Source organism: Haemophilus sp. CCUG 60358 (genome assembly GCF_001679485.1).
Classification (GTDB): domain Bacteria; phylum Pseudomonadota; class Gammaproteobacteria; order Enterobacterales; family Pasteurellaceae; genus Haemophilus_D.
The window spans coordinates 1-15,420 of the sequence record NZ_LZOZ01000009.1 but is presented as its reverse complement, the minus strand read 5'-3'; the positions used below and the strand labels follow the sequence as shown (position 1 = coordinate 15,420).

The following is a 15,420-nucleotide window of genomic DNA, read 5'->3' as shown; positions in this document are numbered from 1 at the left end:
CTTTATTCTACTAGAGGAAAAACAATGGCAGTTTTCGATCCAAAACAAGTTGTCGTGTTATTAGACGGCAAAGAAATAAGTGACTGGGCAGACGGCTCAGATGTGATTAATGCGACCAACCAAGTTGATGCAGGGCAAATGGTTATTGGTGCAAATGGCACAGGCGTATTTATCGCAAACCCTGACCAATCAGGCAAATTAACCCTGAAAATTAAACAGCATTCTGAGGATAACGTCTATTTATCTAAGTTGTTTAATCAACAAAAAACCAGTATTAAAACCTATTTACCAATGACACTCGCTATCCGCGACTTAATCAATGATGATGTTGTCACGGCAAGCAAAGGGTATTTTACCACGCCTGCGCCTTACGTGCGCGGAAATGGACACAATGCAACAACCTGGACGATTGTGTTTGAGAAAATGACGATGAATCTTGAAAAAGGTGTTCAATAATGGAAAGTAAACAAATCAATATTGAAAATGTCACTTATACGATGACGCCAGCTAATGCGATGACAGCATGGGCTGCACTCAAAAATGCAATGAAATTATTGCAATCAGTCGATTTATCATCATTAGGTAACAATAAAAAGCTCGGTGCAAGCGTATTAACTACCGTGTTGGCGAATTTAGGCGACCCAAGCATTAAAGAGCTTGAGGATATCGTGCTTAAACATACCTCATGTGAGCAAGATGGCAAACTATACCGACTGTCTGAACGCTTTGATAGCCATTTTAACCAACACCGTGGGCATTTAATCCCAGTATTAAAAGAAGGGTTGATGTATCAATTTGCTGATTTTTTTATCGGTGGGGGCGGATTGCTGAGCAATATTCAAGCCAATCTAAAAGCGAAGAAATAAGCCAGTCAGACAGCAAAGTTGACTGGTTTATTTTTACGCCCATTGTAAAAAACTTTTGTTCACTATACGAATTAAGGTCGGTTTATTCGTTAGCCGACCTTTTATCTTTCCATGAAGTCATTGTTGAATTAAATCAAATGGAGCAACGTAATGCTACTCGATGAACTACTGATTAAAATCGGCATTGATGCGGATAGCCAAGCAATGCAACAGTTTGAGCAATTCCTCAATGTAATTGGAGACGGCACTGAAGATGCAGCAGAAAGTTTAGGAGCCTTTGGTCAAGCGCTAGAAGAGGCTACGAATAAAGCAACCGAGCAAGTCAAAGACATGCCTGAGTTCAGCGAGTTTTTTGCATCGCTTGAGAAACTACAAGACGAAACAGAAAATCTTTCTGAAGATGAAGCCTTAGATGCGTGGGTGCAGAAACTTATCGAGGGGGATAAGCTCTTATCTGAGTTTGGTGAGAGCTTTCTTCAAAACACCGAACAGCTCTCGAAGGAGTTACAAGAAGCGGGATTAAGTGTGGAGCAGGTTGAGAAAGTTATTGGCAAACTCAAATCTGCAATTGAGCAAAAAACCGATGCTACCGAAAAAGATACAAAAGCAGTAGAAGATAACGCCAAAAGCACAGAAAATTTATCTGACAATATCATTGACTTATGGGCGACCCAATATGGCGCAGTCGGATTATTGAATAAATTCGAATTGCTTGGCATTAGCATCAATAAAACCACACTTAAAGTTGCGGCATTTGGTGCGGCTTTCTATGCTGCCACAATCGGGGTGAAGAATTTTGTTGATGCTAATCTTGATGCGCTTGATGAAATTAAACAACTCTCAGCTGTCACGGGCGAATCAGCTGACCAAATTTACAACTTAGGCAAGGTTGCAGAGGTCAATGGCTCATCCGCACAGGCTGCCCAATCGTCTATTGAAGGGTTGTCTCGTGTTATAGGTGAGGCGGCAACAGGTATCGGGCGAGGAGCGAAATCATTTGAGCAATATGGACTAAGCGCCAAAAAAGCGAATGGAGATGTTAAAACCTCAAGCGAAATGCTAGGTGAAATCTCGGACAAGATGAAAGCCATGGGCGAGCAAGAGCAAATTGCGATGCTTGCTAAGCTTGGTATTGATGGTTCGATGATTCAAACCTTGCGTCTTGGTAATGATGAGCTGAAAGAACAAATCGCCCTTGCAAGTGCGCTCACACTTGGCGTAGGTAATGCTGAAAATGCAGAAACTGCCGCCGCTTTTAAAGATGCATTGACGCAGGTTTCTCAGGCATTTACAGCTATTGGCGAATATGTATCACTCCGTGTTGCGCCATCCATTCAGCGATTAGCTGAGCGATTTACAAAATGGTTCACTGAGAATAATGAGTTTATCAAGGTCACACTCAACGGCTTTGGCAAAATTCTTTCATTCTTGTTTGAGTTAGCCGCAGCCATCGATAATGTTGTTGAATATACCGTTGGTTGGAAAACGGTATTAATCGCACTAGGCGGGGTTTTATTATGGTTAAGTCGTCGGATATTGTTAGCGTTTATGTCTAATCCACTTACTCAATGGATTGCTATATTTTCTGTTATATTTTTACTTTTTGATGACTTTATCACTTATCTTGAAGGTGGTGAAAGTGCATTAGGTGAATTTTGGAAGCCATTTAAGAGCGCACTTTTATGGGTAAAATCCACGTGGAAAGATTTTGTTGATAACTTTAGTGTCGATCCAATTGGTGCAACATTATCCCTCATCACAGATATGCTTGAGTTACCATTTAAACTTGGGCTCGCGCTTGTTGGTGGTTTGTGGAATTTATTTACTGGCGAACAGTTAGATTTGGATGTTATCGAGACCAAGTTTGCTCAAGTTACAGACTGGATTAAAAAGCCATTCCAAAGTGCATTTGATTGGGTTAAGGGCTATTACGACCAATATATCGGACCGATTGTTGATACAATAAAAGGGTGGTTTAGTGATAGTGGCGAAAAGGTAGGTACGGCAAGTCAAAATACGAAAGCCTATGACACGATGATGTTTGATCCATCTTATGCTTCTGCACCACAAGTTGCAGCGGCAGGTGCAACAACAAATGGTGCCATGACAGACAATAGCCAAAAGAACAGCAATAACAAAATCACCATTACGCAAAATATCCAAGGTACGGACAATCCAAAAGCAGTGGCAGACCAATCGGCTCGAGCGATCAATAATCAACTTTCACCTGTTGTGGGGTAGCCTCTATGTTAAATTTTGCTCAAGTATCCAATCGCAAGATTGGCAAAATTATCTTTGATGTGGTCACAACAGAAGACCATCAGTCGGATTTATCTATTACAGAAAACCCGATTGAATCAGGGGCTGCCATTGCTGACCATGCGGTTATTCAGCCTAAACAAGTTACCATTAATGGTGTAATGGTTGATCACGACCATTCGACTTTTGGTTTAGACCTTCCGTTTATCGGCAATATTCGTGGCGGGATAGACTTTCTTAATGACTTCCCTTTGCCAGTTAAGGTTATCACTCAAACATCACAATCTATCGCAAGAGCGGGGAGAGCGATTAGCCAAGTTGCAGGGGCGTATAGTCAAGCGAAGAGCATCCTTAATCAAGCGCGAGCCATTGCCCCTTTTTTGCCTGACTTTGGATTAGGCGGATTGCTTGATAGCAGTGCAGGGGATAGCAGAGTACAAAAATGCTATGCCGACCTTGTTGCTTGCCAGAAATCAGGGGAAACGATTGACATACAGACAGGTATCAACTTGTACAAAAACATGCTAATCCAATCTGTAGCGGTCAATCAATCACAAGATGGCAGTGCAACATTTACGATAACGGCTCGTGAGATATTTATTGTTGAGACAAAAACAGCTCAATCTAAATCATCTGCATCGGGCAAGAGTAAAAGCGGTAGAGCAGCGGCTCAATCCGCAACAAAATCACAGCAAGGCTCGACTCAACCAAAAAACGATACACCTAAAAGAACCTCCTCGCTTTTCAATCTTTTTAAATAGTGGTAAGACGTATGCGTAAAATTCCATTAACACAACATCCTTATCAGGAGCAAACTTTTGAATTTAACGGCATAAAAATCCGCTTAACCTTGCGATTTAATAGTATTGGGCAGTTTTGGGCAATGGATGTATTTGAGCCAGTAAACCAAAAGCAGATTTGCCGAGGCCATGCGCTTGCGTGCGGAGTGCCATTATTGGCTCGCACTACACAGCCTTACTTCTTCTATTTGGACGATGAAAGCGGTGCTGAATTAGACCCAATGAGTATGGAAGATTTGGGTACTCGCTGTTTTTTGTATATAGGCGAAAAATCATCTTAAAAAACGACCGCACTTTTAAGAACAAACCCCGAAGCGTTGCAAGCACTTCGGGGTTTTTCCATTCCACAAGCAGGAAAGGAGTAGATACATCTGTGGATAATTTTACATCTATTTTGATTTTAATTAAAGGGGTATTGCAAATGACGTCAAAATTACAAGCGTGGCGATTTATTGCCATTTTAATTGCAGTGGTTTTATCTTTTGCAGTATGGCGTGCGCCTGAATTAATTACTGCAATTCGCTGGTGGTAAATATGAAACAATTTGGCAGACTTTGGAAACTCGACATTAGCAACGACCAAGAAACGTTAAGCATTGAGCAATTACGTGTTGCATTTGAAATTGATAAAACCATCAATGAAAAGCCTAATCCCGCTAAAATCCAAGTGTGGAACTTAAATCGAGACCATATCAACCAATTATTAAGCCAAGATTATAAGAAAGTCGCCTTATCGGTTGGTTATGGCGAGTTACGCCAAATCTATGGGGGAGATATTACCAAGACAAGAATCCAACGAGAGGGATTGGATTTTGTTCTTACGCTTGAGTGTTCAGATGGGCATCAAGCTTATACTCAGTCGAGAGCTAAAACAACATTAAAAGCAGGGGCAACAGACAAACAGATTGTTGAGGAATTGCAAAAGACGATGCCTAAAGTGCAGACTGGTGCCATTGACATTCCTAATCAGCGCAAACTCCCTCGTGGCAGAGTATTAAACGGCAATAGTCGAGATATTCTCACCAAAATTGCACGCAATAATAAGGCTGATTGGTCTATCCAAGATGGCTCGCTTATTTTCCTGCCGAAAGATAAAGTGCTAAGTGATGATGCCGTACTGATTTCTCAAGATACAGGAATGATTAATGCACCAGAGCAAACTGATGAGGGATTAGAGCTGACTTGTTTACTCAACCCTGCATTACAAATTGGCGGACTTGTGAAAGTTGAATCTATCATTGAGTACTTCAATGGGGAGTACAAGATTGTAAAACTTGCGCATTCTGGCGATGGTATCGGTGGGGATTGGCACAGCAAACTAACAGTTGTCGGCGGCAAGTTCCAAAAGGTAGAAAAGCCTAAAAAATCGGACAAAAAAGACAGGGAAAAATGACCGCACTTTTGTTAAGTGCAGTCATTTATATTAAATGACACCTACACGCAATTCGGCACCGCAAGCATGCGCATAGCGTTGTAGTGTTAGAAATGAAGCCCGGCTGGCATTCTTTTCTAATTTGCTGATTGCCGGTTGAGTTACACCCATTTTTTCGGCAACTTGAGAAATAGTGAGACCTGCACGAATACGCATTTCTTGGAGTAGTGATTGCAGTTCCTCAATACGTTTTTCTTGCAAATAAAGTGCTTTAGTTTCTTCGTCTTGAAGTAAGGTCTCTTTTACTTGTTTGTAACTTATCGATTTAACTTTCATCGGTCATTTCTCCTAAACGTTTTAAAGCTAATTCAATTTCTGACGGTGGGGTTTTCTGTGTTTTCTTAACAAAAGTGCGCAGGATGTAAATTTTCTTCCCCATGGCAAAAGCAAAAAAGGTGCGCGAAATATCTTTATTGCCGGCGCGCAGTTCAAATAAACCATTACCCATTGCGCGCGTATGCGGGAAACGAAGCTCACTGCCTAATGTTTCTAACTTATCCAGAGCATTTAACGCTTTAGCTCGCATTATTGGAGATAAGGCTTCAATTTCTGCGAATGCTTCAGGGTGAAATAATAACTCGAACATAAAACTCTCATAACTTTTAAGTTATGCAAATCATAACATATTTAAAATATAAATCAAAGGTTATATTTAATGAACTACGCACAAACCTTAGCAACGCCAGAAACCGCAACTGACCATCAAATCCAACAAAACCAACTGAATTTACATACCGCACTTCCTGCAAAAGTTGTGAGTTTTGACCCAGCAAAACAAACTGTATCACTTGCGATACAAATAAAAATGCAGTTAGCTGATGGGAGTGGGGCAGATATACCGCCACTTCTTGATGTGCCCGTGAGTTTTCCTCGAGGCGGGGGCTTTGCAGTGACATTCCCGCTTAAAGCAGGCGATGAGGGGATAGCGATATTTTCCGAGCGTTGCATTGACGGATGGTGGCAAAACGGCAGCGCATCAACTCCTTTAGATTTTAGGCTACATGATTTATCCGATGCGATGTTTATTCCTGGCATATGCTCTGTGCCGAAAGCTATCAATGGATTTTTTACCGAAGGGCTATCTATGCAAACCCTTGATGGCGACACATACATCAGAATCAAAAACGGCTCGATTTTGATTAAAGGAAATATCGAACATCATGGCGATACCTCGCAAACAGGCTCGCATAGCTCCACAGGCGTTATCTCGAGCGATACGGATGTGAAAGCTGGCGGTATTTCAGGTAAAAACCATAAACATACAGGCGATAGTGGCGGTAAAACAGGAGTGCCAGAATGAGAGTAAGACGACTTAATAAAGAGCACGATTGGACATTTGGACAAGGCTTTTCGAACTACGCAACAGAATCAGATGCCATTGCTCAAAATGTACAAACTCGCCTTTGGTCATTTACTAATGATTGGTTTTTAGACCTAGAACACGGTTTGCCTTGGCTTGAACAAATGGGGCGAGGGGTAAATATGGCAGATTGGGAAATCAAAATAAAACGCTATGTGTTGGAAACTGAAGGTGTGTCGAAAATTACCGATTACCAAGCTAATTTTGATGCAGACACACGCAAGCTGACCATATCAATTGATTACCAAGATATTTACGGACAACAACAAACCGCACGTTATGACGCTTAAAGTGCGGTTAAATTAAGTAAAGTTTTGTGATGGAGATCGCAAAAATAGAAAATTTCTGATTAAAAACCTACATAAGCAATTTTGGTTTCGTAGAATAGATATTCCTATTTTTAATGAAGGATGCATACTATGGAACCAAGCAATATTTTTGCCACAATTATTGTAATTTTAATGTTACTTAGCCCTTTTTATCTTGTTTATCTGATTATAAAGAAAATAAGAAAAGGCAAGGATCAAAAGATACAATCGGAATATAACGACCTATCATCAAAAATTAAACACCTACAAGATGAGATTAATGAAAAGTCAAAAGAGTTATCTTTAATTAAGGATGAGCTTAAGAGTTATGAACCAGAAGGGGCTTTATTAAGGGTTGGATTATATCAGCCTATATTTAGCTTTGATACCTCTGAAGAATATAAAGCAAAAATTCTTGAATTAAGAGAAAAGCAAAAAGCACTATTTAAAAGTAATTTGGCTTGTACTTGCTCTACAACATGGACTGTTGGGACAGGTAAAGATGCTAAAAAGCAAGGTGCTAAAATGACAAAAAATAATATTGATTTAGCTTTAAGAGCTTTCAATAATGAATGTGATGCGCTGATTAGTAAAGTTAGCAGTAGTAATTTTGAAAAAATACGAAATGGAATCCAACATTCTTATGAGCATATTAATAAGCTAAATCAACACAATTTAATATCTATTAATCCAGCTTATTTATCTCTTAAGCTAAAAGAATTAATGGCTACCTATGAATATGCCTTGAAGAAAGAGGAAGAAAAGGCAGAACAAGCCAGAATTAAAGAGGAAATGAGAGAAGAGGCTAGAGCACAAAGAGAATTAGAGAAAGCTAAAGCTGAGGCGGAAAGAGCTCAACGAGATGCCGAGAAAGAGTTGGAAAATGCTCGGAAACTGCTTGAGAAAGATCAGGCTAACACTGAGCTTCAGGCAAGAATCGCCGAGTTGGAGCTGAAATATCAAGAAGCCTTGGAAAATAGCCAGAGGGCTATTTCTCAAGCTCAACTAACAAAATCAGGTCACGTTTATGTAATCAGTAATATTGGTTCATTTGGTGAGAATGTGTTTAAAATTGGTATGACACGCCGATTAGAGCCATTAGACCGTATAAGAGAATTGGGCGATGCTAGCGTGCCATTCTCTTTTGATGTTCACGCATTGATCTATAGTGAAGATGCGCCGGCATTAGAAAATGAATTGCACAAGGTGTTTGCGGATCATCAAGTAAACCGTGTCAATCCACGTAAAGAGTTCTTTAAGGTACCATTAGAGATAATTGCCGACGAGGTCAAAAAACGCAATGCTAAAATTGAGTTTACAATGCTGGCCGAAGCGTCGGAATATTATCAATCCTTGGCAATGGAGAAAGAGCACAAATATACTGATATTATTGGATCTGATGATGAAGGTTTATCAGAAGAAGAATAAATTCAAAACCCCGTTTACAAGACGGGGTTTTTACTTTATATTGTGTATCAAGGCTCGTAACCTTAAAACAAAGCGGAAGTCCGCACCCGATAGCATAGCGGTTTTTTTATGCGTGAAATTTAGTAACCTTGTTTGTTTATTGCCATTAAACATTCATTACGCATAACCACATCTTATCTATGCCGAGAGGGCGGAGAATAAAATACCCGAAAGGGGAATAATCCCGGCCGTTCTTTGTTTCGGTTTACGAACCTCTTGGCGACCCTATTAGGTCAAATCTTCGTAAAATAAAACAAAGGAGTCAGAAATGGCTAATCAAATCTCAACCCAAACAATTTCATTCAACAATCAGTCATTAATTACCGTTGAACAAAATGGCAATCACTATGTTGCAATGAAGCCTATTTGTGAAAATATTGGTCTTGCATGGGAACCTCAAGTATTACGTATCAAACGTGATGAAGTTCTTTCTCAAGGTATGATCGTTATGATCATACCTACTAATGGCGGCAACCAAAATATGATTTGCTTACCAATCGAATATTTAAACGGTTGGTTATTTGGTATTGATATTAATCGTTGTAAACCAGAAATCCGTGACACATTAATCAAATACAAAAAAGAGTGTTATCAAGCGTTACATGATTATTGGTTTAACGGTAAAGCTGAACGTAAAACCACAGTAGATGATCGCACAGGATTACGCAATGCCGTGAATATGCTCGTGAGCAAAAAGGGATTAATTTATTCTGAGGCTTATCATTTAGTCCATCAACGCTTTAATGTGGAAAGCATAGAGGATTTAACCCTTGAGCAATTACCGCAAGCAGTAGAGTATGTTCACAAAATAATTTTAGAAGGGGAATTAATCACTGAGGCTGAATTGCCTAGCCGTGAAAAGAAATTCACCTTTGAATTTACCGAGTACGAACTCCAACAGCTTATTTGGTTATGGTTCGCTTTCAAACGTGGTGTCGGCACTTTCCAACACATTGAAAGAGCTTTTAACGTGTTAGGCTCAAATATGAGCGGGCAAATCTACGGACAGGCTTACGAATATTTAAGTGTATTACGCTCAACAAACAAAATCTTAAACCGCATTACACAAGAGTTTGAGATTGACCCAATGACAAATTGGCGAGCATTAGAACACTTGCGCCAGTTTGACCAGAAAGCTGTCAAAATCGACTTCTAAAAACAACGGAAAATCCGACCGCACTTACCGCTTACGGGAAACTGTAAGCGGCTTTTGGCGTGCTTAAAATCACCACCCGATCATTTCCGATCGGGTTTTTTATTGGAGAAAATATGGCAAAACTGATTGAAACAGGGATTCAAATTGAGCGATTAAACGAAATCGTGGCACGATTTGAAGATGGATTTAGACAAATCTATGGGCAGAATATCGACCTATCGCCCAACTCGCCAGATGGGCAAATGGTCGGCTTACTTGCTCAAATGAAGATGGATATTGAGGAGCTTGCCGAGAACGTATATCGACAGTTAGATCCTAATGTTGCAACAGGTGCTTGGCTCGACCAGCGAGTTGCTTATGCAGGGTTGATAAGACGAGCGGCAAGCTATAGCTATTTGCGCTCAGTGATTTTGACAGGAGAGCCATTAACTCACCTTTATGCGGGGATTGTAGTGTCTGACCCACATAAAGTGCGGTGGGTATTAACGGCAGATGTACAACTAGATAGCAATGGTTCTGCCCGTGCGGACTTCCGCGGCGAAGAATTAGGTGCGTTTAACCTCATAAAAAACACGAATTTAACCATTGAGACCGTTACGCTTGGGCTAACCTCGGCAACCACATTCGAAAATGCCGAAATTGGCGAGGAAGAAGAAACCGACTTGCAATTACGAGAACGCTTTTTCATCAGCCGAACCAAAAATGCGCAAAATTCTGCCGATGCTATCCAATCCAAAATTGCCGCATTACCTGATGTTAGACAAGTTAAAGTGCTAGAAAATAACACTAAACAACGTGATAAATATGGGGTCGAGCCTAACTCCTTGAATATTATTGTAGATGGCGGGGCAGATGAGCAAATTGCCCACGTTATTTACGAAAACAAAGGGGCAGGGGTGGGGCTGCAAGGTGCTACAGAAACAACTTTAACGGTAAATGGCGAACGTAGAGCATTGCGGTTCGACCGTGCAACACCTGTTGATGTGCAAGTGTCTATGCGTTGTGTTCGATATGAGGATTTTACTGAAGTAGATAAGGATGAAATCAAACGATTATTATCCATTCAACGTTTTGGCATCGGGCAAAATCTTTCGCTTTCCCGACTTTATTCGCCAATTAATAAAGTAGGCGGTTTCTGGGTGAAAGAACTAAAAATCGGGCGTAAAGGGCAGTCTCTCACCACGGAAAACATTACCGCGCAACCACGTGAATTAATCCGAATTTTAGCAACGGATATAACCATTGAGGTGGAATAATGGGCTATTCTGATTTGTTGATTTGGCAATACCGAAACAAGCCAAAGGCCGTCTCAACGATTAAGCTGTTTGAAAACATTATCGGGCAAGGCTTTATCGATTTATATCGATTGCAAGATGTGTTGAACATTGAAACAGCAACAGGGCATCAGCTTGATTTGGTCGGTAAACACGTCGGGCAGTTTCGGGTTATTAATGGCTATCAATTGCGTAAGTTTTTTGGTTTCCGCAATTCGCCTCACGCACTGGGATTTAGCAAAAAAAGACTAGGCGGTGCGCAATGGTATCGAAAACGAGACCCACTGTCTGATTCTGTCAGATTATCTGATGATGATTATCGGTTCCTGATTAAATGCAGAATTCTTAAAAACTACCAAATAGGCACGCTACCAAACTTGATTGAGGCGTGCCTATTTATTTTTGGCGAAGGCAGCCACATTGTCGATAACTACGATATGACCGTCTCTATCGCTGTGCCAAGTGCTAGCACATCTGATTTTAAAAAATTCGCAATCAATCACCTAGATATTCTGCCACGCCAAGCAGGTGTGCAATATCTTTTCAACTTAATATAAGAGGTCACATATGGCATTAGTAAATAAGCCTGATGAAAGCATTTTTGCATCATCTGCAAAACAGGGTGAGGTCGATAATTTCCCCGACTTATTGCGTGGTTGGGGAATTTCCTTTGAACAAACAGGAGGAATTCCACCGATGGAGTGGTTTAACTTCTTGTTTAAACGACTTGACGAAAAACACACTTATTTGATGCAGCGAGGGTTGCCCGAATGGTCTGCTACACAAGACTATACAAAAGGCTCTTGTGTCCAGTTTGATGGCGTAAGCTACCGTGCATTAAAAGACAGTAAAAACAACCGCCCGAATGAATCAAATTCCCAATATTGGGTACGCTGGGGGTTTGCGTTGAGTGAGATTGCTCGCGCAACATTAACTCAATATGGGGTAACCCAACTCTACACTGGCTACGATAGCCAAAGTGAGGATTTGGCCTTAACACCTAAAACCGCCTATCAGCTAAAACAGCTTATTGACTCCAACACACGTGCGCTTGGCAATGTTATCCCAAACAGCAAAAAATCCTCTGCAGTAAATAGTAATAGTGCAGACACCGTCGCAACCAGTGCTGCGGTTAAAACGGCTTATGACAAAGGAGTGGAAGCAAAAACTGCCGCAGATAATGCAAACCAAAACGCTGAGGGTCGAGTACCGAAAACAGGTGACACAACTATAAACGGTACATTGAGGGCTAAAAATACATCTGGAGGATGGAGCGCTTATCAATTTGAGACATCACAAGGCTTTTGGCAGTTAGAGGTTCACCCAAATTCGCACGAAGAGGCTAATCGTCGTTTTAATATGATGTTTATCCCTAATATAGGCAATCGTGTCTATCTATCATTCCCAACACTGGGAAATGACGGTGAAGTTGTTGCCTATCGAAGCTGGGCGGTAAATAAAGCTGGTGATTCTATGACTGGCATTTTGTATTCCGTCGGCATCTCATCTAAACATTATGGGTATGGTAACTATGATAATCAATATACCAGCGGCGCACCGTTTTTAGTTAATGCCGAGGGATCTCAAGATCGTGATACGTATCATCCATTTGTTAAAGGGTTGGTGCGGTCAAAAGGACGTTATGGCGCTGGATTTTCACTTGGTTACACGACCAAGCAAGGCGAAGGCGATGGGTTTGGCCGAGGCGTTATCCATCTTATTGAAGATAATGGATCTCATAAATATTGGGGCTTTGAGCATAACGGCGATTTTTTATCAGCCGCTGATGTTAAAACTAGCAGAGGTGCTAGTCTTAATAATGCTATCCAATCTAACAAAATATCTCATGCAACGACCGGTGAAGCAAAAGATAAAGTCGTGAGTGAATATGCCCTGAGTGAACTCTATAAACAACTACAGATAAAAGAACAAGTGGTATGGCAAGGGTCGAGCAATAATGCCATAACTGTGAATATCCCTTTTGAAAAAGGGATCTTATTTGTTTGCGTAACAAAATCAAGTGGAGCGGGGACGGTTAGTGATATGTGGTTATCTGCACCTATTGCTAATTGCCACAATACGTCGATTGGTGACCAGGACGCGGGTGGTTCTGCGGGGGACTATAATTTTTCGATGGCTTTAAAAATTACCAAAAACGGTAAATCAATAACCCTTACGCCGGAAAACGCCCGTAAGCCTATTATTAAGAAGGTAGTTGTTGTAGGAGCATAAAGTGAAAGTTTATTTTTTAAAAGAGAACATCAGTGAATACGTTATTTTTCCAGCCCCGGACGATTTGGAGCGATACATTGAGTTGGAAATCGACCCGGAACAAAACTTGGAGGAGTACACCCCAATATTAAAAGGCGACAAAATTCTATTAGTTGAAAAACAGCCGACCTTAGACCACGTGTGGAATGGTAATGGCTGGGTGCTTCCTCCAGGGAAACAGGTCGCACTTTTAACGGAAAAACGTAACAGCTTAATTGAGCAAATTGACAACCATGCAGCAAAAATCTACAGCACGTGGACGCGGTTTGAATCGGAATATCGTGAGCGCCAAACAGCAGCTGAAGCTTATAAGGCAGCAAACTATCAAGGTGACTGTAGTCGTTATATTACAGATTTTGCCAAACGTGCAGGTTTAAACAATCAATCTGCAACAGATTTGATTTTGGTGCAAGCGGCTGGCCTTGAGAAGCTACAAGTTGAGCTGGCTAATCAGCGCATGCGCAAATATGAGCTTAAAGTACCTGGATTGACAATAGATAAAATGCAGTCCATTCAGGATGACATTATTAAACAAATGGATGCATTAATGGAGGCTTATAACAATGGCTAACCGTATTTATCTCGCTTTTTATAAGCACAAGCGCAGCTTTTTAAAAGAGCCGTTAAAAGCGGTAGCTGATGCAGTAACGCGATTTTTCACAAAGGGCAAATACTCGCACTGTGAGATTGCCATTGAGTGCATTGAGTTTGGCAACGGACATCATTATGAGCATGCGACAGTATATGACTGCTACTCATCATCGGTACAAGACGGTGGCGTGCGTTGCAAACAGATTGATGTGTCCGATAGCACAAAATGGGATTTAATTCCGCTCGACGGTATAACCGAAGCACAAATCAAAGCCTATTTTGACCGCACTTTGGGTTGTAAATACGACTGGTGGGGAGCGCTAGGAATCGTACTTGGCATCAAACAAAAACGCTCAAAATATTTTTGTTCAGAATGGTGTTTTAATGCGATTCAGGGGGGCGAGAACGGCTGGCGGTTTAGTCCGAATCAACTAGTGGCTATATTTGGAGCACACCATGCAAGATATTATCTTTAACTGGATTCGTGGCGATGACGAAGCAGAAACCCTCGTTTTTACTGAAGAAAACGGCGAACCCTTAGATTTTACAGGCAGTCGGTTTGATTGCGATATCGTGCCTTTTGGCAGTACGAGCGAGAAGATTCATCTATCGACGGACAACCAAGGCATTCTTATCAGTGGAAATGAAGTCAGCCTCATTATCGCCCATGAACAAACAGAAAATGTAACGTGGAAAGAGGCAAGATTTGACCTGCAACAAACCACGCCAGACGGCAAAATTAAAACGTGGTGTAACGGCAAAGTGCGGTTACAACACGATATTACGCGGAGAGTATGATGCAAACTATCCAAGTAAAACCCAAACAAACCGTGCAAATCCAGGTTAAGCCTTGTGTAAAGCTGGCAAGCCTTGCACTGTTTGATAAAGCACTTTTAACAATTTACAACCAAGCTAAAGAGGACTACAAAAATGGAAAAATTAGAAATTAACCAACAAGACCAAGCTTTTATCTATCAACTTGGAAAAGACATTGCCCACTTACAAGAGGCTGTGGCAGCATTACAAACCGCCGCTACCGCTCGCCCAAAAAACCAATGGGTACAGAAAGTGACGTTAAAACCAGGTTCAACCGAATCTTGGATTAATGTGAAAGTCAATCCTGAATTAGTGGGGAAAGCGGGTATGGTATTATTTGCCAATGCTACCGTGGAAAAAGCCTATTTCAAAGAAATTTACGAAATACCTAATTATCCAGAAATTTTACCTGCGTATTTCATTGCGTTTGCAGACCCTGAACAGGTGGATTTTGTGAGTGAGGCGGGGTGATAAAAGTGACGGCGGGTAACCGCCGTTTTTATATATCTAAATTTAAACGCCCTTTAATGATGATTTATGGGGGCGTTTTATTTGTTTTTGTCGCTGGGGGCGGATCAATGCTAAACGTATTAGCTAATCAAGTAATGCCGCCACCTCCGCCATATCAGGGGCGTAATAGACATTTTGAAGTATCCGAATGTCTTTATGCCTTATTTTATGGCATTATTACAGCCTTGTAACTTTCGTAGTTTCGGAAAAATGTATATAGTTTCGGAAGTAAATAATATTACATACACGTAATAAGCTGATTTTATTAATTAAAAATTGGTGTTTTTAAATTTGTACGTTTTGACTTCAAA

General features: G+C 40.9%; 22 protein-coding genes. 20 read left to right on the top strand and 2 right to left on the bottom strand.

The genetic code is table 11. The features are described 5' to 3' along the window. The first annotated feature begins 24 nt into the window (after positions 1-24). The 7 genes from A9500_RS03640 to A9500_RS03615 all read left to right on the top strand — a co-directional run bounded on the left by A9500_RS03640 (position 25) and on the right by A9500_RS03615 (position 5,317). Positions 25-456 carry a phage protein gene (locus tag A9500_RS03640; RefSeq protein WP_065243930.1) on the top strand — a complete coding sequence of 144 codons (432 nt, stop codon included), beginning with the start codon at positions 25-27 and terminating at the stop codon, positions 454-456. Then, positions 456-866, top strand: coding sequence for a phage tail assembly chaperone (locus A9500_RS03635; RefSeq protein ID WP_065243929.1), 411 nt, complete (start codon positions 456-458; stop codon positions 864-866). Before A9500_RS03640 ends, A9500_RS03635 begins: the two co-directional genes overlap by 1 nt. A gap of 150 nt (positions 867-1,016) precedes the next feature. Beyond that, on the top strand, positions 1,017-3,107 hold the full coding sequence (locus A9500_RS03630; RefSeq protein ID WP_065243928.1) for a tail length tape measure protein: 2,091 nt from the start codon (positions 1,017-1,019) through the stop codon (positions 3,105-3,107). 5 nt (positions 3,108-3,112) lie between these two features. Beyond that, the gene (locus tag A9500_RS03625) at positions 3,113-3,886 is read left to right on the top strand and encodes a phage baseplate protein (protein ID WP_065243927.1); all 774 of its coding nucleotides are present in this window, start codon (positions 3,113-3,115) and stop codon (positions 3,884-3,886) included. Between the two features lie 11 nt (positions 3,887-3,897). After that, on the top strand, positions 3,898-4,206 hold the full coding sequence (locus A9500_RS03620) for a hypothetical protein (RefSeq protein ID WP_065243926.1): 309 nt from the start codon (positions 3,898-3,900) through the stop codon (positions 4,204-4,206). Positions 4,207-4,298: 92 nt separating this feature from the next. Continuing rightward, positions 4,299-4,457 (top strand): hypothetical protein, encoded by a 159-nt coding sequence (locus A9500_RS10695; protein WP_005654633.1) that lies wholly within the window; start codon positions 4,299-4,301, stop codon positions 4,455-4,457. 2 nt (positions 4,458-4,459) lie between these two features. Beyond that, the gene (locus A9500_RS03615; protein WP_065243925.1) at positions 4,460-5,317 is read left to right on the top strand and encodes a hypothetical protein; all 858 of its coding nucleotides are present in this window, start codon (positions 4,460-4,462) and stop codon (positions 5,315-5,317) included. 30 nt (positions 5,318-5,347) lie between these two features. On the opposite strand, the gene A9500_RS03610 is transcribed toward A9500_RS03615, so the two are convergent. Together A9500_RS03610 and A9500_RS03605 are read right to left on the bottom strand one after the other, a co-directional pair. Then, positions 5,348-5,632 carry a helix-turn-helix domain-containing protein gene (locus A9500_RS03610; protein WP_065243924.1) on the bottom strand — a complete coding sequence of 95 codons (285 nt, stop codon included), beginning with the start codon at positions 5,630-5,632 and terminating at the stop codon, positions 5,348-5,350. Next, positions 5,622-5,942, bottom strand: coding sequence for a type II toxin-antitoxin system RelE/ParE family toxin (locus A9500_RS03605; RefSeq protein WP_065243923.1), 321 nt, complete (start codon positions 5,940-5,942; stop codon positions 5,622-5,624). The genes A9500_RS03610 and A9500_RS03605 overlap by 11 nt, the downstream gene beginning before the upstream one ends. A 69-nt stretch (positions 5,943-6,011) precedes the next feature. Between A9500_RS03605 and A9500_RS03600 the strand changes: the two genes are divergently transcribed. From A9500_RS03600 to A9500_RS10685, 13 genes are all read left to right on the top strand, one after another. Then, positions 6,012-6,656 (top strand): Gp138 family membrane-puncturing spike protein, encoded by a 645-nt coding sequence (locus A9500_RS03600; RefSeq protein ID WP_065243922.1) that lies wholly within the window; start codon positions 6,012-6,014, stop codon positions 6,654-6,656. After that, positions 6,653-7,006, top strand: a complete 354-nt coding sequence (locus A9500_RS03595; protein WP_065243921.1) for a hypothetical protein — start codon at positions 6,653-6,655, stop codon at positions 7,004-7,006. The genes A9500_RS03600 and A9500_RS03595 overlap by 4 nt, the downstream gene beginning before the upstream one ends. 129 nt (positions 7,007-7,135) lie before the next feature. Continuing rightward, positions 7,136-8,452 carry a DUF4041 domain-containing protein gene (locus A9500_RS03590; RefSeq protein WP_065243920.1) on the top strand — a complete coding sequence of 439 codons (1,317 nt, stop codon included), beginning with the start codon at positions 7,136-7,138 and terminating at the stop codon, positions 8,450-8,452. Positions 8,453-8,759: 307 nt separating this feature from the next. Beyond that, complete coding sequence (locus tag A9500_RS03585; RefSeq protein ID WP_065243919.1) at positions 8,760-9,647, top strand: phage antirepressor N-terminal domain-containing protein; 888 nt, start codon at positions 8,760-8,762, stop codon at positions 9,645-9,647. 113 nt (positions 9,648-9,760) lie between these two features. Beyond that, on the top strand, positions 9,761-10,903 hold the full coding sequence (locus tag A9500_RS03580) for a baseplate J/gp47 family protein (protein WP_065243918.1): 1,143 nt from the start codon (positions 9,761-9,763) through the stop codon (positions 10,901-10,903). Next, a complete protein-coding gene (locus A9500_RS03575; RefSeq protein WP_065243917.1) occupies positions 10,903-11,478 on the top strand; it encodes a DUF2612 domain-containing protein in 576 nt (191 codons plus the stop codon). The genes A9500_RS03580 and A9500_RS03575 overlap by 1 nt, the downstream gene beginning before the upstream one ends. Positions 11,479-11,488: 10 nt before the next feature. Then, positions 11,489-13,153: a tail fiber protein gene (locus A9500_RS10860; RefSeq protein WP_257005666.1), complete on the top strand. Its 1,665-nt coding sequence runs from the start codon at positions 11,489-11,491 to the stop codon at positions 13,151-13,153. 64 nt (positions 13,154-13,217) lie between these two features. Then, positions 13,218-13,763, top strand: coding sequence for a hypothetical protein (locus A9500_RS03565; RefSeq protein ID WP_373554054.1), 546 nt, complete (start codon positions 13,218-13,220; stop codon positions 13,761-13,763). Beyond that, the gene (locus tag A9500_RS03560) at positions 13,756-14,259 is read left to right on the top strand and encodes an enoyl-CoA hydratase (RefSeq protein ID WP_065243915.1); all 504 of its coding nucleotides are present in this window, start codon (positions 13,756-13,758) and stop codon (positions 14,257-14,259) included. Before A9500_RS03565 ends, A9500_RS03560 begins: the two co-directional genes overlap by 8 nt. Continuing rightward, positions 14,240-14,581, top strand: coding sequence for a hypothetical protein (locus A9500_RS03555; protein ID WP_065243914.1), 342 nt, complete (start codon positions 14,240-14,242; stop codon positions 14,579-14,581). Before A9500_RS03560 ends, A9500_RS03555 begins: the two co-directional genes overlap by 20 nt. Next, positions 14,581-14,733, top strand: a complete 153-nt coding sequence (locus tag A9500_RS10690; protein WP_179854552.1) for a hypothetical protein — start codon at positions 14,581-14,583, stop codon at positions 14,731-14,733. Before A9500_RS03555 ends, A9500_RS10690 begins: the two co-directional genes overlap by 1 nt. Next, a complete protein-coding gene (locus tag A9500_RS03550) occupies positions 14,714-15,070 on the top strand; it encodes a hypothetical protein (protein ID WP_065243913.1) in 357 nt (118 codons plus the stop codon). The genes A9500_RS10690 and A9500_RS03550 overlap by 20 nt, the downstream gene beginning before the upstream one ends. 56 nt (positions 15,071-15,126) lie before the next feature. Continuing rightward, entirely contained in the window at positions 15,127-15,300 is a 174-nt protein-coding gene (locus tag A9500_RS10685; protein WP_179854551.1) for a hypothetical protein, read from the top strand. The last annotated feature ends 120 nt before the right edge of the window (positions 15,301-15,420 follow it).